Source organism: Paenibacillus sp. FSL M8-0212 (genome assembly GCF_038004645.1).
Taxonomy (GTDB): Bacteria; Bacillota; Bacilli; order Paenibacillales; family Paenibacillaceae; genus Paenibacillus.
On sequence record NZ_JBBORP010000001.1, the window covers coordinates 5,792,107 to 5,813,934 of the forward strand.

At 45.1% G+C, this 21,828-nt stretch carries 13 protein-coding genes; 4 read left to right on the forward strand and 9 right to left on the reverse strand.

The features are described 5' to 3' along the window. Positions 1-85: 85 nt before the first annotated feature. Positions 86-946, reverse strand: coding sequence for a LysR family transcriptional regulator (locus tag MKX68_RS25435; RefSeq protein WP_340914536.1), 861 nt, complete (start codon positions 944-946; stop codon positions 86-88). Between the two features lie 154 nt (positions 947-1,100). Here MKX68_RS25435 and MKX68_RS25440 point away from each other — a divergent pair, with 154 nt between their 5' ends. The 4 genes from MKX68_RS25440 to MKX68_RS25455 all read left to right on the forward strand — a co-directional run bounded on the left by MKX68_RS25440 (position 1,101) and on the right by MKX68_RS25455 (position 4,665). After that, complete coding sequence (locus tag MKX68_RS25440) at positions 1,101-1,940, forward strand: alpha/beta fold hydrolase (RefSeq protein ID WP_340914538.1); 840 nt, start codon at positions 1,101-1,103, stop codon at positions 1,938-1,940. 293 nt (positions 1,941-2,233) lie between these two features. Next, positions 2,234-3,964, forward strand: coding sequence for a methyl-accepting chemotaxis protein (locus MKX68_RS25445; protein WP_340914540.1), 1,731 nt, complete (start codon positions 2,234-2,236; stop codon positions 3,962-3,964). A 175-nt stretch (positions 3,965-4,139) separates the two neighbouring features. Continuing rightward, a complete protein-coding gene (locus tag MKX68_RS25450; RefSeq protein WP_340914542.1) occupies positions 4,140-4,391 on the forward strand; it encodes a (4Fe-4S)-binding protein in 252 nt (83 codons plus the stop codon). After that, on the forward strand, positions 4,384-4,665 hold the full coding sequence (locus tag MKX68_RS25455) for a GNAT family N-acetyltransferase (protein ID WP_036615433.1): 282 nt from the start codon (positions 4,384-4,386) through the stop codon (positions 4,663-4,665). Before MKX68_RS25450 ends, MKX68_RS25455 begins: the two co-directional genes overlap by 8 nt. Before the next feature lie 106 nt (positions 4,666-4,771). Here the strand turns inward: MKX68_RS25455 and MKX68_RS25460 are convergent, their stop codons facing one another. From MKX68_RS25460 to MKX68_RS25495, 8 genes are all read right to left on the reverse strand, one after another. Next, positions 4,772-6,439: a glycoside hydrolase family 13 protein gene (locus tag MKX68_RS25460; protein WP_340914543.1), complete on the reverse strand. Its 1,668-nt coding sequence runs from the start codon at positions 6,437-6,439 to the stop codon at positions 4,772-4,774. A gap of 59 nt (positions 6,440-6,498) precedes the next feature. After that, the gene (locus MKX68_RS25465) at positions 6,499-8,127 is read right to left on the reverse strand and encodes a glycoside hydrolase family 13 protein (protein WP_340914544.1); all 1,629 of its coding nucleotides are present in this window, start codon (positions 8,125-8,127) and stop codon (positions 6,499-6,501) included. Positions 8,128-8,148: 21 nt separating this feature from the next. After that, on the reverse strand, positions 8,149-9,042 hold the full coding sequence (locus MKX68_RS25470; protein ID WP_133384921.1) for a carbohydrate ABC transporter permease: 894 nt from the start codon (positions 9,040-9,042) through the stop codon (positions 8,149-8,151). A 13-nt stretch (positions 9,043-9,055) separates the two neighbouring features. Then, the gene (locus MKX68_RS25475) at positions 9,056-9,970 is read right to left on the reverse strand and encodes an ABC transporter permease (RefSeq protein WP_339783701.1); all 915 of its coding nucleotides are present in this window, start codon (positions 9,968-9,970) and stop codon (positions 9,056-9,058) included. Between the two features lie 61 nt (positions 9,971-10,031). Continuing rightward, a complete protein-coding gene (locus MKX68_RS25480) occupies positions 10,032-11,768 on the reverse strand; it encodes a sugar ABC transporter substrate-binding protein (RefSeq protein WP_340914546.1) in 1,737 nt (578 codons plus the stop codon). A 250-nt stretch (positions 11,769-12,018) separates the two neighbouring features. Beyond that, the gene (locus tag MKX68_RS25485) at positions 12,019-13,425 is read right to left on the reverse strand and encodes a response regulator (RefSeq protein WP_340914547.1); all 1,407 of its coding nucleotides are present in this window, start codon (positions 13,423-13,425) and stop codon (positions 12,019-12,021) included. Next, positions 13,422-15,134 (reverse strand): sensor histidine kinase, encoded by a 1,713-nt coding sequence (locus MKX68_RS25490; protein WP_340914548.1) that lies wholly within the window; start codon positions 15,132-15,134, stop codon positions 13,422-13,424. Before MKX68_RS25490 ends, MKX68_RS25485 begins: the two co-directional genes overlap by 4 nt. A 283-nt stretch (positions 15,135-15,417) precedes the next feature. Continuing rightward, on the reverse strand, positions 15,418-21,804 hold the full coding sequence (locus tag MKX68_RS25495) for a rhamnogalacturonan lyase family protein (protein WP_340914549.1): 6,387 nt from the start codon (positions 21,802-21,804) through the stop codon (positions 15,418-15,420). Between the last annotated feature and the right edge of the window lie 24 nt (positions 21,805-21,828).

Sequence of the window (21,828 nt, forward strand, 5' to 3'; positions counted from 1 at the left end):
TTGAATATATTGTCGAACACAGACTTTTAGAGTAACACTGTTTACCCCCAAGTACAATGGATTTTTAGCCCTTACCCTCACTTCCTTACCAGAGGGAGGCATGCTTTCTAACGATCTCGATAAAAGCTTCTACTTGGGGAGAGATCCACTTGTTTTTGGGATATAACAACTGCGTAGCCAGATTCTGTTTGTACTGCTGACCTGAAAGTTTTTCTTCCTTCAGCTCCTTCTCTACCGTAATTCGTGGTAACAAGGATATGCCCATCCCGCTCAATATCGACTGTTTCACAGCTTCAATACTCCAGAATTCAATATTGGATGTAATCCCAATCTGATACTCCTCAATGCATTGTTCAAACAATGTGCGATACCCACAACCTCTTTCGGTAAAAAGTAAATTGCTTCGTCCAATGTCCCGTTGTAACTCAAACGAATTGGGGTACAACAACATCATGGGCTCCTCAGCCAATTTCTCACTGTACAGATTGGGATCATGCACCTCTGTCCCCAGCATGAAGGAAATATCACTTTTACCTTGCATCAAATTCTCTTTATAATGAACGGAATCTAATTGGTGCCACTCGATATTGACATGAGGATGCAATTTTTTGAACTCTTCAATAATAGGTGGAAAACGATAGATCAACAACGTTTCCCCAATACTGATCACGATATTACCCGTTAATTCACCTTGTGCAGCAGTCACTTCCTTAATCATATGATACAGATCAAGCATTTTTTGGGCATGTGGCAACAATTTTTTCCCAGTCTCCGTTAAAATAACCCGCTTACCAATTCGATCAAATAAAGGGTAGTTAATCTCCTCTTCCAACGCCTTGATATGCAATGTAATTGTAGATTGCGCGTATCCAAGATGCTCAGCAGCTTTGGTAAATCCCTCGTGTTCCACAACTGTAATAAATGTAACCAAATGACGTATTTCCATCATTGGCTCCCTTCTTTTTAACATCATTAAAAATGATCATTTTCATCTAAAGTATCAATTTTACTAATATAATGCAAACGTTTATATTCAATCTAGCTCATTAAGAGCCCATTTCATTTTTAATCTCAATCGTTTATGGAAGGGAGTAATCACTATGCAAACGGCAGCAACGTCATCCATCTTGATTAATGGATATCGAATCGCTTATGAGCAATATGGAGAAGGCTCTCCCATATGGCTCCTTCATGGAACACCGTCTTATAGCTATGAATGGAGAAAAGTAATAGCCTCTCTGGTTCAAAAAGGGTATAAAGTCTACGTTCATGACCTTCTTGGATATGGAGCATCCGAAAGACCAATCGAAGCAGATACTTCTGTGGCAGCACAATATAGGATTTTCAGTCAGCTTTTAGAAGAACTTGGAATGGATCGTTTACATGTCGCAGCCCACGATCTGGGTGGAGTTGTTGGCCTCCAACTGGCTCAGGAACAACCTGAGCGTATACAATCGCTTACGTTACTCAACATGCCTAGCTATGATTCGTGGCCCTCACCAACCTGGAAGAAAATTATCGAAGAACAGCTTGAACAGGTTGAACAAATGCCCCGTGCTGATTTTGATACCATGCTAAAGAAACAATTACCCATGGCAGTGTATAATAAAGAGCTGATGACTGGAGATACACTGGATGCATATCTGGAACCCCATGCAGGTTCACTGGGGAAAGCCTCTTTTTTCTCCCATCAGGTAGCTCACTATAATGCAAAATATACTGAATCCTATGGAACAGATTTACCTAAGCTGAAAGTCCCCGTTCAAATTATATGGGGGGAAGAAGATGAATGGCAGCCCCTCGCTTATGCAAAGAGGCTTGTCCAGGACATCCCTCATGCCTGTCTACATGTCATTCCAAAAGCTGGTCATTTCGTTATGGAAGATGAACCTGGGCAATGTTCAGATTATATCGACCGTTTCTGCAATAAACATCCGTGAGTATGTATGTATATTGAACAGAATGTGTCTTAGAGAAAAATTAAGTGCTCCACTGGCATAAAGCTGGTGGAGCCTTTTTTTTCTTGATGCAAAACGTAACTTTTACATTCGGTTTGAGTGCACTGGCACGACAAATGATCACATTCTCCAACGTATATGTATATACAAATTTAGTGTTAGTCTTCATTTCCCCCTTCAATATTACGATAAATAGTATGGGGTTATACAAATAACCATATTTTTTGATTACATCCAAGGGGGAACAGAACGTGAGACAGACTCGCAAAAAAAAGATGGATTTAAGGTTCAAACTGTATTTGATCATTCTGGTTCCACTACTGACCATGGGCGGTCTAATCATGTGGACCACGAGTGATTCCAGTAAAAATGCGTCACTGATGACCATGCAGCATAACAATCAGCAGCTGGCCGTGAATACTGCCTCTCAACTAGGCCAGGAATCTGAATTAATCAAGACATTGTCCTCTACTGCTTCGGAGGAGAGCAGCGAATATAAACGTCTTAGAGACGAACTCGTTAAAGTTAGGCTTCAATCGGGTGCCTTGTATGTTTATATGTATAACAAAACTTCAGACGGGTGGAGCTACACTGTGGATGGAGCGGATTGGGACGATACTGAATATAGCCCTTACGGGACTGCCATGGAATTCAACCCCCAGATTCAGGAACGCTTATTACGCGGAGAAGTCATCACAACAGGTATTGTAGACGATCCAACCTGGGGCCAGCTGCTGTCCTCCTTTACACCAATCAAGGATTCGCAGGGTACGATTATTGGTTATCTGGGCATTGATATTTCTGCTGGAGCAGTGAATCAAGTCTCCACGACATCCTTGAATAATGCTTATCAGACCATTATTCCGATTTTTGTGGTTGTACTGATTCTTTCTTTGGTCATGATGTTATTCGTAGTACGAGGTATTCTTAGACAAGTTCGCGATATTAAGTCAAGCCTCGAGCAGGTTGCTGATGGGAATCTTAAAGTCGTATCCACACATATGACCAATGATCAACTCGGTGACATCAGTGATTTGATTAACATCATGGTTGCCCAATTGACGAACATTCTGATGGGAATACAGCAAGGATCAAATACATTGCAGCAGTCATCAAAAGATATTTCGGAAACCGCTCAGACGAACCAGCGTCAGAGCGAAGAACTTTCCAGAGCTATTGAGGAAATTGCCATAGGCTCCATGAAACAGGCAGAAGAAACCGAACATTCCGTCCAGCATTCGGAGAATCTCGGCAAAATTATGGATGAAGTCGGTTCTTATGTGCAACAGTTTACCCATACTTCAGAGCAACTGTCTGCCGTACAAGTACAAGTTACACGTGAACATGAGGTTCTGCTTGAAAAAGGCCGGGAGAATGCCAAGCGGGTTGAGCATCAGCAGGAAATTTCCAGGTCTCTAACAACGCAATCGGAACTCGCTTCCTCTATTAGTGGACAAATCCACAATATCCTGAAACAAACCCAGATTTTATCGCTGAATGCTTCAATTGAGGCAGCCCGTGCTGGCGAGGCAGGTAAAGGTTTTGCTGTCGTTGCTGGTGAAATGGGACAGCTTGCTCAGCAGTCCGAACATTCGATCCAGGAGATTGATGTGATCCTGAGTTCATTTGTTCAAGAAATCCACCGGATGGGCAGTCATTTTGAAGCGAACATGGTGGCGGTCAAGGAACAGGAAGAACAGATCGCTGATTGCCTTCAGGCATTCAGACAGGTTAGTCAATTATCGACTGAAGTGCACGAGCTTGCTCAGCGTTTGGCAAACCGGACGATGGATATGCACTCCATTCGACAGGAAGTGGAACAGCACCTGAGCTATATCGCTTCTGCAACCGAGGAAACTTCAGCCATGGCTGAAGAAGTCACGGCCAGTGCTGAGGAACAGCAGCGATCGGCGAGTGAACTGTCTAACATCTCCGGGCAGCTCGCTGGCCTTGCTGGCAACCTCAAATCATATTCTGATCAATTTCAGATCGAAGTCACTAAATAAGTTCTTAATCTCATTAACATGTTGTCTCAGATTCCACACATTGAATATGATTAGCGCGTTGACTTATTAACGATTCCTCATTTATTATTGGGACATTGAGAGCCAGGTACTACTTGCCATGAAAGCCTTGAATATGGATCGTAAACAAACTCAACAGTGAAAGATGTGAGGAATTATGAGTAAACAAAAGTTATACTACGGTAAAGATATCGAGGTCATGTTTAATTCGGATGTCTGCATTCATTCCGGTATTTGCGTAAAAGGCCTCCCTGCTGTGTTTGATTTGAGCAAGCGTCCCTGGGTTGATCCTGATGGTGACACTTCGGAGGCCATTGCCCGGCATATTGACACATGTCCAAGCAGAGCATTGACCTATAAGCTTCTGGACGGTGAATATTCAACAAAGAAAGAGGATGAACATGCATAACGTAGAACATGAACCTGCCAATAAGAGATTTCTTATTCAAGATAACGGTGATATTGCTGCGGTGATGACCTATGTAATCTCGAGTCCAGAGCTATACATAATTGATCACACTTTAGTGGAAAATGCATACCGAGGACAAGGGCTTGGCGATGAACTTATCAAAGCTATGGTGGAATACGCGCGGGAAAACGGTATTAAGATTTTACCTTTATGCCCGTTTGCCAAAGGACGTTTCGAGCGTATTTCCGAATACGCGGATGTTCTCCATCAATAAAGCGAATATTCGCAGCTAATTTTCTTGTGGCTACACAACAATAAAAGGCGTCTATATCATTCAGAAAATGATATAGACGCCTTTTTCCTTTTTTTACGTATCTTACTCAAACTTTATCGCTTAATCCAACAATGGTTTCAAACGGTCGCAACACCAGTGGCAGCATGCCATTTTCATAGTTGGTAAGCCAGATCTCTGAGAAGTTGAGGCCAAGCTCATCTTCCTCAAGCTCCACCATGTGTTCAGTAAGATTGATGACTACCAGCACCTGTTCGTCTGCCAGTGTACGTGTATATGCATACACACTCGGATGATCCGGCATAAGAAGCTCATAGATCCCATAAGTCAATGTATCGTGTTTTTTTCGCAGCTGAATCATTTGTTTGTAGAACTGCAGGATGGAACGTGGTTCCTGAAGTTGCTTCTCTACATTAATCTTGACGTAGTTGTCATTCACCTTTAACCATGGCGTACCGGTGCTGAACCCGGCCTCTTTGGCGGAAGACCACTGCATCGGCGTTCTGGAGTTATCACGACTTGAAGCCCAGATGATGTTCATGATCTCCTTATGTGACATCCCCTCTTCACGTTTGATCTGATATAAATTCCGATCGGCTATGTCGTTATAATCTTCTATGGAAGGGTAAGCTACGTTTGTCATGCCTATCTCTTGCCCTTGATATATAAAAGGCGTGCCTTGCATGAAAAAGTACATGGCTCCAAGTGCTGTGGCACTTTCATACCAATACTCTGTATCATTTCCCCAAGTTGAAACTTTACGAGGCTGATCGTGATTTTCAATAAACAAAGCATTCCAACCGACGCCTTCCAGTGATTTTTGCCACTTGGTCAAGACGTTTTTCAGTTTGGGAACATCGAGTTGCCTGTCTGTACTGTTTTTCCAAAGGTCCAGGTGTTCGAATTGAAAGACCATATTAAATTTCCCTCTGACTTCACAGATCCAATCCAGCAGATCTTCTTGGTCCTCTACCTTAACTCCATTTGCTTCTCCAACAGTCACGACGTCATATCTGGATAATGTGTTCTCTTTCATTTCTTGCAGATAACTCTGGATTCCCTTGACATTCATATGCTTTTCAAAAGAGGAGATGTACTTGACACCTTCTCGGATTGGCATGTCCAAGAGGCCCTCTTCTTTGTGAATATGGCTGATTGCATCCACACGGAAACCATCAATCCCTTTATCCAGCCACCAATTCATCATTTCATATATGGATTTCCGAACCTCTTTATTTGCCCAATTCAAGTCTGGTTGTTTCTTGGAGAAAAGATGGAGATAGTACTGTCCTGAGACTTCATCATATTCCCAAGCAGAACCGCCAAAGATGCTCTCCCAGTTATTCGGTTCGTTTCCATTCTTCCCATCTCTCCAGATGTACCAATCCCGTTTGGGGTTATCCAGCGAAGCTCTGGATTCAATAAACCACGGGTGTTCGTCACTTGTATGATTGATCACCAAGTCCATAATAAGTTTCATGCCGCGGTGATGCACTTCTTGCAGTAATTGATCAAAGTCCGCCATCGTACCGAATTCATCCATAATGGAACAGTAATCACTGATGTCATAACCATTATCATCGTTGGGTGACTTATACATCGGACAGATCCATATCAGATCAATACCGAGATCTTGAATATAATCCAGTTTGGATAAGATCCCCTTGATGTCACCAACCCCATCACCGTTGGAATCCATGAAGCTTCTCGGATAGATTTGATAGGCTACGGCTTCTTTCCACCATACTCTTTTCATTGAATATAATCCTTCTTTCTTGAGAAATGAACATGATATAACATATTACGTAATATGCTTTAATGATGAATAAGGTACATTCTTGCTTCATATGGACGTAATTTGCTCTCGGAGAGTTCACCTGTATAATTGGATATCAATAGCTGGTTCGACCCTGTTAATTGCTCCTGAAGCGGGAGTTCGGTCGTATATCCTTGGAAATTGCATACCACAAGAATCGTAGAACCATTCAGCGTTCGGGTATATGCAAACACGTCTGGGTTCTCTGGAAAGATCAGCTCATAATCACCATATACAATGACTTCATGATCTTTTCTAAGTTGAATTAACTTCCGGTAATAATGGAATATGGATTCGGGATTATTCAAACTTTCCTCGGCATGGATATGTTTATAATTCGGATTCACCTTAATCCAAGGTTCCCCTTGTGTAAAACCTGCGTTATCGGAAGTATCCCATTGCATAGGTGTTCGTGCGTTATCACGGCCCTTGGCGTAGATCGACTCCATCACGCTTTGTTCAGGACAACCCTTCCCCATTCTTTCCTTATAAAAGTTGAGCAATTCAATATCCCGATAATCCTCGATCGAATATTGAACATTTGTCATACCCAGCTCTTCACCCTGATATATGTAAGGCGTACCTTGCATGCCATGAAGAAGGGTAGCCAACATTTTAGCCGATTCAACTCTGAATTCTCCGTCATTTCCCCAACGGGATACAATTCGAGGTAAATCGTGGTTGTTCCAGAACAAACTGTTCCAGGCATCTCCTTTGAGCTCCGTCTGCCACTTGGACAGTACTTTTTTTAATGCCATCACATCCAAAGGTTTAAGAGCCCACTTTCCTTTGCCTTCTTGTTCATCCAAACTGATGTGTTCAAATTGGAAGACCATTGAAAACTCACTGCCGTCTGGATTGCTGTACAGTTTGGCGATTTCCGGAGTGGCGCCCCATGTTTCTCCAACCGTTAGCAGGTCTTCCGCTTTTTGAAACGTCTCCTTGCTCAGTTCCCTGATATATTTATGCAGATTAGGCCCGTTTCCCGTAATCTTCGAATCCGGTTCTTTACCAATTAAGTCGATTACGTCAAGTCGAAAACCACCAACCCCCTTGTCGATCCACCAATTGATCATGTCGTATATCTCCTGCCGGACGTTTGGGTTTTCCCAGTTGAGATCGGGCTGTTTTACGGAAAATAGATGCAAATAATATTGCCCGATCTCAGGCACCCATTCCCAGGCTGAACCACCAAAGGTGGACCCCAAGTCGTTGGGAGGGGTTCCTTCCACACCATCTCTCCAGACGTAGTAGTCATGGAACGGATTGTCTTTCCCTTTTTTGGCTTCTTGAAACCAGGGGTGTTCATCCGATGTATGGTTCAGCACCAAATCCATGATGATCCGAATGTCTCTTTTCTTAGCTTCAAGAATTAACGTTTCCATATCTTCCAAAGACCCAAACATCGGATCGATATCCTGATAATCTGAAATATCATATCCGTAATCATCCTGAGGAGACTTGCAGACAGGTGATAACCAGATCGCGCCAATGCCCAGTTCCTGTAAATAATCCAATCGGGACACAATGCCCTTCAAGTCGCCGATGCCATCTCCGTTGTGATCTTGAAAGCTGCGTGGATATATTTGATATACAACGGTTTCTTTCCACCATTTTTTATTTTCCATTCTTATTCAACCTTTCTAATGCTATTCTTTGACCGATCCTACAACAATGCCAGTTACAAAGTATTTTTGCAGCAGCGGATAAATCAGCAATAGCGGGATAACAGCAACTACGATTTTGGCTGCATTCAGGTTTTTGTTCGAAATTTCAGTCAAGTTGCTGAGTTCGCTGGAATTTGTGCCGGCTTGAAGCAAGTCAGCAATATTCACGTTAAGGGACTGAATATAGGTCATTAGCGGATAATTGCTGACTTTGGTCATATAGATCAAACCACTGAAGAAGTCATTCCATGTACCCACGATACTGAATAAGGCAACTGTCGCCAGCGCAGGAATGGACACGGGAACATACACTTTGAACAAAACCTGAAGCGGATTCGCTCCATCAATGAATGCTGCTTCTTCAAGCGCTTTAGGTACAGCGGAGAAGAAATTCATCACGAGGATAACACTGAATATCGGGACAGCGCCTGGCAGAACCAGTGCCCAAATCGTATTCAGCATATCCAGGTTTTTGATCAGCAGGTAACTCGGAATCATACCTCCACTGAACAACATGGCAAAAATCATGATATTCATATAAATGTTTCTGCCTTTAAAATCCCTCTTTGATTTGGATAACGGATAAGCCATCAAAATAATCAGAATCATATTAAGCGCAAGGGTAAGCGCGACACGTAAAATGGAGATGCCAAAGGAACGCCAGAACTGTGCATCATCGATAATTTTGGTATACGCTGCGGTTGTAAAATTGACCGGAACGAGACCTACTGCATTTGCGGATACAGCCTCGCTGCTACTGAATGATATGGCAACGATATTCCATAACGGAAGAAGGCAGACCAATGCCAGCAAAATGACGATGGCATAGATGACAAACCGGCCAATTCGTTCTTTAAAGTTTGCAGAATAGGACACAGGCTTGGCCTCCTTAGAATATTTTTCGATCCGTATATTTTTTGGCCAACTGGTTGGCAGACATAAGCAAAACAATGCCGATTACGGACTTGAACAAACCAACAGCCGTACCGAAGCTATACTGTCGCCCAACGAGACCGATCCGATAGACGTATGTATCCAGAATATCGCCCGACTCATAGACAACCGGGTTATACAAGTTATAGATTTGATCGAAACCAGCGCTCAAAATGTTGGTCAGGCTCATTACACCCATGAGCAGAATAATAGGGAGCATACCTGGTAAGGTAATATGCCATACTTTTCTCCACCAACTGGCTCCATCCATTCCTGCCGCTTCGTATAGACCGGGATCGATCGACGTAATAGCAGCCAAATAGACGATGGAACTGTAACCAAACTCCTTCCACACGTCTGTTCCAATAATTAGTGGCTGGAACCAGGTGTTGCTGCCAAGGAAATTAATGTTTTCCAGGCCAAAGAACGCCAACATTTGGTTCACAATGCCGTCCAAACTGAACATATTGACAACGACGGATGCGAGTACAACCCAGGATAGAAAGTGCGGCAGATAAACAATTGTCTGCACGGACTTTTTAACGTATTTGATACGAATTTCATTTAATAAAACGGAAAAAATGATAGCCATCATCGTTCCGAGCAAAATCTTGCCAATCGCAATTACCAGCGTATTGCTGACGACCTGCGCGATATCCGGCAGCTTGAACATATAAATGAAATGTTTCAGTCCTACAAATTCAGAGCCAAACATCCCCTTCGCCGGTACATAGTCCTGAAAAGCTGTGATGACGCCAACCATTGGGATATAGCTGAATACAAGCAAAAACAAAATGCCCGGCAGCATCATCATATGGTACATGGCACCTGGGCCGAGCCGCCCTCTCGCTTTTAAATTCCGCTGTTTCATGGATGAACCCCTTTCGTTGAAGAAAGGCTGCGTATCGCAGCCCTGCTACTGTTCATGGATATTATTGTTTCGATGCGATCTCGTCTTGAATTTCCTGAATGACTTGATCACCGCCTTGTTTCTTCCAGTTACTGACGAATGTATCGAAGTAATCAAGCGGTTCTGAACCCGTTATGATTTTGATAAACGATTCCTGTTCCAACTTCGTCAGATTGGCCCACGTCTGTTTCATGCTTGGTGTAGTACCAGAGTAGGCAGGTGTCATCCACACAAATTTGTTTTCTTGTGTCAGTTTGTCGATCAGTCCCACTCCGTTGATCCGTGAATGATATTTGGACCAAGCAGTCACATCATCCGTATCCATGTCGCTCAAATAGGTTTTAATGCTTCCGATGTTGTTTTTTGATTCGGTAGTGCGAACCTCATCGAGGCCGATCTCTCCTTTAATTCCGCGAACAACGTCAGAGTAATCATCCAGCAGCGATGTAGCCGAGTTAACTTCGATATTAAAAGGTCTCGTAGATCCATCTACCCCGGTCTCCTGATATTTGGCAGCTTCCGGCATGGTTGTTGCGGCATCTTTATCATTGGCCAGTTTATCGTAGAACAGGTTAAGAATCTTAACGGCCAGTTCAGGGTGTTCATATCCCTTTCTTACCACGATAAACTGATTGGATGGATTGGCATGCGCTACGTTGACCTTGCCGTTTGCATCCTCCAGTGTATAAGCCAAGAATTTCGCATTTTTATCCATCTGTTTTGCACTGATCAGTCCCCAGTCAGGGATATGCCACGGTCCAAAGGCGATGCCGCTTTGGCCATTGGCGTAGAGTGCGGTAATATCGTCAAACGTGCGAGTTCCAAATTGCGGGTCAATGATCCCATTCTTGAACCAATCGGCCATGATGCCCAGCATCTGCTTCGTTTCTTCTGTTGTGGAACCGTATACGATTTGGCCGTCTTCACCATTCATCCAATATTGCGGGAAGGCTCCCTCGGTTGAGGCCACACCCAGCATCGTATAAGCAGAGCCATTATAATCTGTTGTATTCATCGTGTTCACAAATGGAATACCTACCGGGTTCCCGGATTGGCCAGGATCTCTTTTCAGGAATTCCTGTGTGGTCTTCTCCACTTCATCCAGTGAAATGGCGCCGTCACCATCTGCATCAAGTTGAATCCCCAGCAGATCCAGCCAATCTTGACGGACCCAAACCATCGTTGGTGCGGAATCCAGAGAAGTCGCCGGAAGTCCCATCAAACGTCCATCAATCGTTGCATTTTCTAAAGCACGTCCATCATAGGAATCGTACATCTGCTTGATGTTATCCGTGGCATATTGATCATAAATGGCCGTCAGATCCTCAATCAGGTCATTATCCACAAGTTCTTTCAGTTCATCTTTGGAATCAACGCGCATCATATCAGGCAATTCCCCGGATGCGATAGCGAGCGAAACTTGACGGCTATAATCTTCGCCATTGGCTTCAAATTGATCTGTAATCTGAGCGTTAAATGTGTCTTTGACCAGCCGAGTATATGCGTTATTCTCATAGGTATCACCAGCCGGCAATTTGGGATTGGCTGTGGTGACCCGTCCCATCGTTACGGTAATTTCGTCTTTATAGGCACTGAACGGATCTCCCGGTGTTACCTCATATTTGCCTGCTTCCTCTGCAGTAGGAGGAGTGGAAGAGTCTCCACATGCCGCGAGGGTTGCAACCATCAAGGCAGACATGGACAGCACCGCCAGACGCTTCGTTAACAGGTTGCTTTTCATGGACCATTTTGTTCTCATCTAGTTCGATTCCCCTTTGTTGTGATGTTCAATATTTGTTTGCGCTTTCATTATAAAATGAAGTGAAGCCCTATCGAGATAGGGATTACACGTCCGTTTGGATAGAGAAATGTGTACAGTTTTCAGTCTGTATGATGAAGTATGGTTAACTTGTGAGCATTTACCCTACCTATTGATCTACATTTGTCTAACTCCCCCTGCTCTTCATCAAAAACAAAAGCCGGCAGCTCCCAAAACAGGAAGCTGTCGGCTATTTATTCCCTCTACCTAGCTGCCGATATTCGCTTGGCAGAAGACCTGTCAGTTCGCGGAATATCCGGCTGAAATATTTTTCATCCGTATAACCCACTCGTTCCGCAATCCAGAAAATTGTGTTGTTTGTATTGAGCAAATACTCCTTGGACTTCTCTACCCGGATGAACCGGGAGTACTCATTAAAGGTTTTCCCCATCAGATCTTTGAAACATTGACTGAAATAACTTCGGCTGATATTGAGTTGTTGGGAGAGACCTGAAGCTGTATAGGCCTGTTCCAAATCATGCTGCACGATTATCACTGCTTTTTTCACGGCATCGATGATTTCCTGTGAATACGAAGTCTGTTCATCAGCCTTTCGAATGCTTACAGCAGTCTGTTTGATCCATTCTTCAACCTCGTACCAAGACTCGAAAGAATGGATCATCGAGATTCTTCCAAGCGTAGTTTGAGCAAAAAGGTGGTTCCATTCCATCACGATCGAGTACAGCAATCCCATCAACTGACCTTTATGTAATCGTAAGGATATAAACTGATCAATGAGTTGATTGTAGTAACTGTCGTGGTGGGTCCATGGGGTCTGGAACCAACTTTGCTTAATCCGATCAAGGTCCTCATCCTGCGGTTCTTTTGAACATGTGTCTTCCTCATTCATCGAAACGGCAATGACTTGGTTATTGGGGTTGTAGGCATAGAATAAAGACGTCTCTGTATAATTTATAATCCAGTTTTTGATTTGCGACCATGTTCGGTCTTGCACATCAGACAAAACCAACAACGTACTCTGGGGAACTTGATGCAGGGATTCCTTCAATTGATAAAATAGTTGATCTTCTTCGGACGGGGGTGCAGCCCACATGCAGCTATTACGCTCAACCTCCCATCTTATCTCATCTTCATGCGCAGTTAGCTCCATTGGCCATTGATGCTCTGATTTGCGATCCTGTGACACAAGGGCATACACATTTTGATAATGGACATTGACTTCATTCTGCGAAGGCATCTTTCTTATCGTGCTTGTCAACCCGTTAATTCGGGTATGTATCCGTTGCAGAACATGTTCAAATTGCTCTTTCTCCAGCTGGACTTTGGCTATATAATCGATGGCTCCGAGTCTAAGCGCTTCCTGGATATAATCGAAATCCTGATGCAGTGTTAACACCACGATATGAAGTTCGGGATAGAGCTGCCTCGCAGTTCGCATCAGTTCAATCCCTGACATGACGGGCATTGCAAGATCCGTCAGCATGAGATCGACCGGTTGGGTTTCCAGGAAATCCAGTGCTTTCGCCCCGTTGCTGGCCTCTCCTACAACCTCCATATTGAACTCGTTCCATGGCATCGCTGAGCTAATGCCTTTGCGTACCAACTTATCATCATCTACAATCAATACCTTAATCATGCCGAGATATCTTCTCCTTTAATAGGCAATACAAGCAGTATGCTTGTCCCTGTTCCCAATTCACTCTCGATCACCAGCTGTGCTTGGTCCCCGTACTGTGCCTTCAACATGCGGTGAACGTAATTGAGTCCGATGCCCATCCCAACTTTTTGTTGTTCAGCTTCACGATTGTTCAGCAGATTATGAATGGTTTCTTCAGTCATACCTGCGCCATTATCTTGAATCATAATGTTCAACGTTGCAGTGCATGTCACTTCAATCTGAATAAAACCTTCGTCACTCAATCCATGATATAGCGAATTTTCAACCAGCGGTTGCAGAATAAAGCGGGGCACAGGAATTTGAAGCACTTGCTCATCTGCAGTAATGCGGACGTCAAATTCAAAGTCATAGCGAATTTGCTGCAAAATCAGATACTGTCTTAACGCATCAATCTCTTCTTCCATGGTGGATACTTGCCCTAATTTGCCCAGATTGTAATAGAGCAGCTTGTTCAAGGACTGTACCAGCTTGTCGATCTCCCCTTGTCCGTTCATGACGGCCAGCCAGTGCACCGTATCCAGCGTATTCATCAGAAAGTGTGGGTTGATCTGATAGAGCAGCTTTTCCACTTCCAGGTCTGCACGTATCTTCTCTTTCTGCTGCACTTCCCTGAAGAGGTCACCAATCTGATGCTGCATATTCGAAAATTCACTGAGCAGAAAATCAAATTCTGGAATTTGAGTGCGAGCTCGGCTCCCTGTCATTTGTGGATTTTTGGACATCCCGTTGATTTCCGAATGGAACAGACCGAGTGGTTTGTAGACCATTTTCCACAGAAGCCAAGCAAGAAACACGGTAAAGCCGAGGAAAAATAAAGCGACCAGCAATATTTGAAGCAACCACTGGTTTTTCTCCTGTTGATATTGAGCCTGCGAAATGACAGATACAACGCTCCATTTCTGTGAGGAATCCTCCTTGAACCAGTGATACCCACGGGATATTCCGTCCTTGGCAGGATCGACCGTTAAGCTGGAGAAATTCTCCCCGACCTTCATGGCCTCCGGTATTTCACTGTACACAATGTTTCCTGTACCATCCAGAATGAGATGAGATAATGCTCCGTTGTATTGATTGTAACCCAAGATATCCTGTGTAAGGCGAAATCCGGATTCTACGTATATGTACACGTCGTCCCTTTTGGGCAGTTGTACTTTTCGCATGGCAGACAGAACGAGTTGGTCATCAAACCTGTTCATGCTGATATGGGGACCATAATACTTAATGCCATAAGTTTGGAAGAGCACTGGCAAAGATTCAGGAGAAAAATGATCCTTAATCGGAAAGTTGCCGAACTGCGTAGTGCCTTCTTTCTGGAAATAATATAAGGTCAATCCGATATTCGGATTGGTAAACGTGACCACACTTAACTCGCTCTTTAATTCGTCCCTGGCCTCGATTAATTCGAAGATATCAGAGGACGGATTCAAAAATTCATCCAACCTTTTGCCTACAGTACCACCGTAAGATAATTGCTGAGTAACGTGATTCAGATTGGTGATGGAATTCTCCAATGAAGATGTCACCTGCTGTAAATTGCTGCGAATGCCATCATCGATCTTATTTGCGAAAATGGAGTCAATCGTATAATAAGAAATCGCAAATATGCTGATAAAGGGGATAAACGCACTGAGAAAGAACAATAAAAAGATTCTTTTTTTGAGTGTCATGGGGACCTATTCTCCTTCTGAAAATGAAACAGCAAGCCTCCTGCGTATGGAAGCTTGCTGTGAATATACATACAGCTATGCCGGTTATCTTTCTCCATAGGCCTCGTCCAAGTCCAATTTCCTTTCATCATTATAGATTGATATTCAAATAAGTCAAACGCTTTCATACTGTGCGCATATAAAAAGTGCTACTCCTCAAAATGATGAGGAATAGCACTTTTATATGCGTACCTTACTTCAGTTGTAATCATTTCTTGTTAATGGAATGCTCAAAAATTTCAATCTACTCTCGTACCGTCACATTTAATTTGTGTGATCTGGTTTTCCCTGAAGAATTACGAAGTACAGCTTCATACTCGTAGATTCCAGGTACTCTTCCAGAGATTGCGGTAACCGCAGACTGTGCACCAGGCGAATGAGATTGCAGTGATTGTGTGTCAATCAATACACCATTTTCGTAAAGTTCGTATTCGGTTGCGTTTGTTCCCCACCACAGATTCATGGTGACATTATAGTTGCCGTCACCGTCCCAGTTGTCGTTCGACAGAACAGCTTGCCCGGGGGAAGCATCCGTGACGATGACTGTCAGCGGAACACTCATGGTTGAACCCAGTGCATTGATCAATTCTCCAGTATAGATATAGGTGCCATTTTTCTTTCCAGTAATATCAACTTGAACAGATTGGGCGGACGGGGATTGATCGACCAGAGAAATTTCCTTAATCAATTCACCATTCTCATACAGTTTGAACTGATTGCCATTATTCCCCCACCACAGATTCATCGTGATTGTATAGTCTCCGTCTTTGAGCCCAGTGTCGTAACCGTTATTATCAGATAACACCGGAGTGCCAGGGGCACCGTTTGCAAGTGGCGTTGTCTGATGGAGCCATTCTTCCCACTTAATCAGCACACTTGCTTGCTCATCCGGTAATACGGTTCCTCTAGCTGCTTGAACGTCATTACCGTAGGATGCAAGCAATTGACGCGCTTTTGCTCCTTCACGATTGTTTGCTGCCTGTTTGGCCTGCTTTAACGTGTTTGTAAGCTGATCAGCAAGAGCGCCGGCATTAGGATCGGTCGATTCATCAGCAAAGGCGTTGGTCAGATTAATTAGGCTGTCGAATGTAGCAATAACGCCAAAACGATATTCTACCGTCTGTTCCCAGCCAGCCAAATCAGAGACCGTTGCCGTAACCTGGTTCAGACCGGGTTCCAGTGTATACGCAGGAGTGTCGAGAAGCACACCCTCCGGTTCTTCCACACCGGATACCGAATCGGAGGCTGTATAGCCAATTTCCACATGCTGATCAATGGTGTATTCGGTCTGACCATGAATTTCAATGGTTGGAGGTACGAGATCAATCGATATGGACAATGACTGTTCACTCTCTTTGTTGCCGTCAACATCGACGCTCCAGTAGGTAATGGTATGTGTACCTTCTTCAGTCAGGGTCAACTGTGTGCCACTCACCGTTTCGCCACCATTAATTTGATAATAGGTCCCTTCGATTTCGGAATCTTCATCGCTTGCTGTGAAGGTTACTTGTGCCGGAGAAGTATACCAGCCGTTCTGCAATTCTCCTTCCACCGTTGCCTTGGTATGCGGGGCTTCCTGCTCCGGAGTTTCTCCTTCCAACGTAACAAAATCAGATAGCGGAATATTCAATTCCTTTACAAGTCGTGCCACGAGTTCAGACACCTTGATTGCGCCATTCATCTGCAAATGTGTATTGTCTTCCGTTGTGCCTACCCACATGAATATAGATTTGGTTCCTTCTGTGCCAAGCTCCTGGAAATGCTCCCAACTAGCTTGGTTCAGATCGATGATAAGCGTTTCCGTTTCCTGCGCCGTTTCTTTCATCGCCTGTACGTATTCCGGGAAGCTTTTGTTCAGCACCTCTCCGGTAAAATCACGACGATTCACTGGCGTGACCAGAACCGGAATTGCCCCTCTCTGAAGAGCACCTTTAATATATTCTTTTAGATATACCTTAAACTGCTCTGGTGTAAGATAACGCTCTGGGCGTGAAGGTGTGGAATCATTATGAGACCACTGCATGAACAGATAATCGCCTTCTTGAATGTCGAGTAAAATATCGTTGAGATATCCACCTACCAGGAAGGTTTTGCTGCTCAAACCTCCAACTGCCCGGTTATCAATACTAACTTCATTGGGATTAAAATATCCACCCAATGTTTCTCCCCAGCCTGCTTGCGGACGATAGTTCTCCGCGTAATTGGCCACAGTCGAATCGCTGGCCAGATAAATAACCGGTTTATCGCTTGCACTGTGATCTGGCAGGCGCTCCAGCTTCATCGCATTGATCTTCGGTGCATTTCCGGTAAAGTTGAAGTTAAACACCCCATCGATCAGGGCAATGTCATACGTGATTTCTTTGAATTCGCCCTTGGCAATGCTTGTCAGCGGCAGCTTTGTCATCTGCTCTACAACGACATTTGCGCTGGTTGATTCCTCCGCATCCCCGATGGTCATCGTTACCCGGTAATTCGCCGGCTCCATTTCCGCGAGGAAAGAGGTACCGTTTACTCGTGTGAAATCTTCCTTGAGCAAATCTCCGGTTTCCCGGTTCTCATCTTTGGTCAGCGCAGTATCAGCAAAGCCGTACCCGTTGCCTTCAATGTATGCTCTTTTGGCATCTACTTTGATGTATCCGTCGGCTGCGCCGCCGGAACCAAAGTCAAATTTGTATTCGTTTATCCCTTCGCCCGGTTCACTTGTTAATGAATCCTTCGCGACAGTTAACATATTAAATACATGGTCAACTTGAGCTTGGGTAGCTTCCGTATTGAAAATGGCTTCCGCAGCTACCAAAGCACGGTTCACCACGGCCTTCGACGCATCTGTATAATCTGACAGATCTAGTGCGTTGATCTCATCATACAGAGCGATCAATGCAGTCTGATCGCCACCCTCTGAAGAGAGCTGAGTGCCTTCAATTCGCACGTTGTCGATCTGGGTAGTCCAGTTCAACGTGCCTCCACCACCTTTTCTCGTGCCCAGGAACCGCATGGATCTGACGTTGTCCGCATATGCGGCGGAACTCAGTGGGATATCTTGAATCGTTTGTGTAAGTGTCGGATTCGCTAGGTTCGTTAATGTCAGATCAAGTGTTTTCTCGGCAAAATTAACGGTAGCATCCACATTGACCCACTGGTTCTTGGAAATATCTGTAGCCGTTCCCCCTTCAGGTATGGCTGTATCACCCGCGCCGTAGTCCGGATTATATGCACCGACATAATAATGAATTTTGGTGCTTCCGGTTTTGGTAAACAGCGTGAAAAGGGCATTTTCGTTCGAATCCTGGACCGTGAGATGACCTTCTGACGGATAGGCACTTACATTACCGGATTGCCAGTCAAAGTTCACATTCACCTGATCGCCGTTTACTGCATCAAACAGACGGAACACCTTGGCTCGATTGCCCGATCCGGACCCTGTGACGGACAGTACCTTATTTCCGGACTGTTCAACTACCGTTCCCGCCATGGTTCCTGCGATACCCGTAGCATTGACCATCGCATACTGGTAGTTGGCAGCGTCGCCTTCAAAATCCTCCTCATAGAGCTGGGTTTCTGGCTCTGGTTCTGGATCGGTAATATCTGGGTCAATGACCAGCGATGAGATACTCAGCTCCATGTCTTTGACTGCACCAGCAACGAGTCCGGCAATTTTCTGTGCACCATAGCTGCTGAAATGGGTATTATCGTTGATTCCATTCGGGTATTTCGGATATTCACCCGGATTAGCGTATAGGAATACTTTTTCCGTAGCGGTATTACCAATTTTGTCGTAGTACGCAATACTTAACTTGCTCAGATCAATCAGCGGCACGTCAAGCTCTTCTGCCACTTCTTTGGCAGCCTGCACGTATGCTGGGAAGCTGACGTTGAACTCCTGAGTCACCGTGTTGAAATCTCTGCGTCCAACCGGAGTGAGCAATACAGGTGTAGCGCCGCGCTGTTTGGCACCGTTTACATAACGAGTTAAGTAGATCTTATAATCCTCAGGGGATGCATACCGGTCCGGTATCCCTGCACTCGCGTCGTTATGACCAAAGGAAATGAAGAAGAAGTCCCCCGGCTTAATTCGTTGCAGGATTGTATCCAAACGACCGTCTACCATAAAGGATTTACTGCTTCGGCCACCGATCGCATCGTTCACGACGACTGCCCCATTGGAGAAATACCGTCCGAACTGCTGGCCCCATCCTTCTTGAGGAGCCTGCGCTTCACTGTAAGATTGCATGGTTGAATCACCGGCCATATAGATCGTTGTTGCCGCACCGGCTACTTTCTCTGGATATTTCTCGATGATGACGTCTTGGATGTCTATGGCTGTACCCGTGAAGAGAAGATCGAGCTGTCCATCCACCACAGCAATATCATAGGAATACTCCAGTGGTGCTCCTGCTGTCACATTGGTTACGGCGAGCTTCTGGACGAATTCAGATTTGACTCCAACGTTCGAGTCATTTGCATCATTGCCCAATCGCAGCGACACCTTATAGTTTGCATTGGGCAGGTCAACAGCAAATGTCGTACCTGTCGCAACCGAAACCTGGTTTGCCCCTACCGTAACACCACTTGTATCCTTGAAGCCGTATCCCGGATCTTGTGCGTAGAGCGTATCCTGTATGTTCGTACTTCCTGACGCAGTCTCTGTACCGAAATTAAAACGGTAGACCGGATCCAGCATTTCAGCTTCGCGAGTCAGCGCCAAGTCGGCTTTAGGGAATGCTGTAGCTTCCGCTCCAAGATAAAAGCCGGTATGAGGCGGCTGGTTGTAGGCTACATTTTGCCAGGCTACACCAAGTCGATACACAGGATCCTGCATCAGCGTAGGGATGCGATAGTCTGAAGGAATGGTCGTCGTGTAGAGGCGATACTCCGAACTATCTTCGCTCCGCAGCAGAAGCTCCTCACGCCAGTCACCCAGAATGTCCGCCTGGAGTGCCGGATTGCCTTTGGTATGGTTGTTCGTTAACGTACCGGTTGCCCGGAAGATTTCATTCAGCTTTTTGTTTTGGTAATCCCACTTATAGATGAGCGGAATTCCTTTGGCTGTGCTATTATCCCACTCATGGTCCAAGAGCTCACGCTGAAGATCTCCATCCCACCAGATGGCGAAATTGGCGGTTTTGGGCCCTTCTTCCACAGTGTAGATAGCCTCTCCGGCTGCTGAATAGGTATTGGTTACAGGTACACTTTGACCGTTGGTAACGGTCGTTGCCCATGATTCGTAACCTGGATAGTTCGGATCAATGTCCGCCGACATCCCGCGACCGGTGTCAAAACCTGTTTTCTCACCCCAGAGGATTTCACCTGTTGCCGCATTGCGCATCTCCAATCCGTATGCCGCATCCGAATGTTCATGCACGCTTACGACCTGGTACCCCTCTCGATTTGGATCGAGCTGGCCGGCATGCATGGCATCACCGTGGCCGAGTCCAGTGCTGTACAGCAAGCTGCCATCATCATCAATGGCCAAGGCGCCAAACATAATTTCGTCCTTGCCGTCCTTGTCGACATCCAGCACACTGAGATTATGGTTGCCCTGTGATTGATATTGTGATCCTGCTTCATTCGTGTCGAACGTCCAGCGCTTGACGAGTTCCCCGCCAACATAATCATAAGCAACAAGCACTGTGCGGGTATAATAACCCCGGCTCATCACGACACTTGGCTTCGTACCGTCCAGATAAGCGATGGCGCCAAGGAACCGGTCTACACGGTTGCCATAGCCGTCACCCCAATCGTTGACGTTGCCTCTTGGTGGATCATAATTCACAGTAGATACAGCCGCGCCAGTCTCACCGTTAAACAGTGTGAGATATTCCGGCCCTGACAGTATGTATCCGCCGTCGTTGCGATAATCTTTCGTGCCGTCACCAATGACCGTGCCTTGGCCGTCCTTCGTGCCGTCCGCCGTCTTGACAACAACCTCGGCCTTTCCGTTGCCATCCAGGTCATATACCATTAACTGCGTATAATGCGCTCCGGCGCGGATATTGACTCCCAGGTCAATCCTCCACAGCTTTGTGCCGTCCAGTTTGATGGCATCGATATAGACATTGCCGGTATAACCTGCCTGCGAATTGTCCTTGGAATTGCTTGGACTCCACAGGAAGACGATTTCATATTCGCCATCTCCGTCCAAGTCAGCTACGGACGCGTCACCTGCATAATAAGAGTAGGTTCCACCATCCTTAGTCCGGCCATCAGCCGGTTTATCGAGCGGAATAGGCAGATAATCGTTATGCCAGACTGATACAACCTCCGGTTGCATTTGCTCTTTGCCTGAAATAACGGTGGAGATCTGATATTGCGAGCTGTCGAAACCAGTGGTGTCCACATAGTTCGTCACATCGCTTATGGGTGATGCGTTCACTTTGGTCCCATTTTTATATATATTGAAAGCGATATCATCTGGGTCGTTGTTTAAATACCTCCAGCTTAAAAAAACGCCGTTGTCTACAAGAACCGCAACCAACCCCCGGTTCAGGTATTCTGCTTGGCGACCCGGCAGGCCGTTTGATGATGACTCTGCACGCATCGGTGCCGGAGGAACAGCCAGTGAAATAACCATAAGGAGTGCTAAAAAAGATACAAACATCGATTTCTGGATGGAAACAGTTCTTCGGATCATTCGATTAACTCCTCCTTATCTAAG

Coding starts and splice junctions, on each gene's coding strand:
- MKX68_RS25480 (WP_340914546.1), bottom strand. CDS start 11,768: ATGAGAACAAAATGGTCCATGAAAAGCAACCTGTTAACGAAGCGTCTG.
- MKX68_RS25465 (WP_340914544.1), bottom strand. CDS start 8,127: ATGGAAAATAAAAAATGGTGGAAAGAAACCGTTGTATATCAAATATAT.
- MKX68_RS25460 (WP_340914543.1), bottom strand. CDS start 6,439: ATGAAAAGAGTATGGTGGAAAGAAGCCGTAGCCTATCAAATCTATCCG.
- MKX68_RS25490 (WP_340914548.1), bottom strand. CDS start 15,134: ATGACACTCAAAAAAAGAATCTTTTTATTGTTCTTTCTCAGTGCGTTT.
- MKX68_RS25455 (WP_036615433.1), top strand. CDS start 4,384: ATGCATAACGTAGAACATGAACCTGCCAATAAGAGATTTCTTATTCAA.
- MKX68_RS25485 (WP_340914547.1), bottom strand. CDS start 13,425: ATGATTAAGGTATTGATTGTAGATGATGATAAGTTGGTACGCAAAGGC.
- MKX68_RS25450 (WP_340914542.1), top strand. CDS start 4,140: ATGAGTAAACAAAAGTTATACTACGGTAAAGATATCGAGGTCATGTTT.
- MKX68_RS25445 (WP_340914540.1), top strand. CDS start 2,234: ATGGATTTAAGGTTCAAACTGTATTTGATCATTCTGGTTCCACTACTG.
- MKX68_RS25440 (WP_340914538.1), top strand. CDS start 1,101: ATGCAAACGGCAGCAACGTCATCCATCTTGATTAATGGATATCGAATC.
- MKX68_RS25435 (WP_340914536.1), bottom strand. CDS start 946: ATGGAAATACGTCATTTGGTTACATTTATTACAGTTGTGGAACACGAG.
- MKX68_RS25475 (WP_339783701.1), bottom strand. CDS start 9,970: ATGAAACAGCGGAATTTAAAAGCGAGAGGGCGGCTCGGCCCAGGTGCC.
- MKX68_RS25495 (WP_340914549.1), bottom strand. CDS start 21,804: ATGATCCGAAGAACTGTTTCCATCCAGAAATCGATGTTTGTATCTTTT.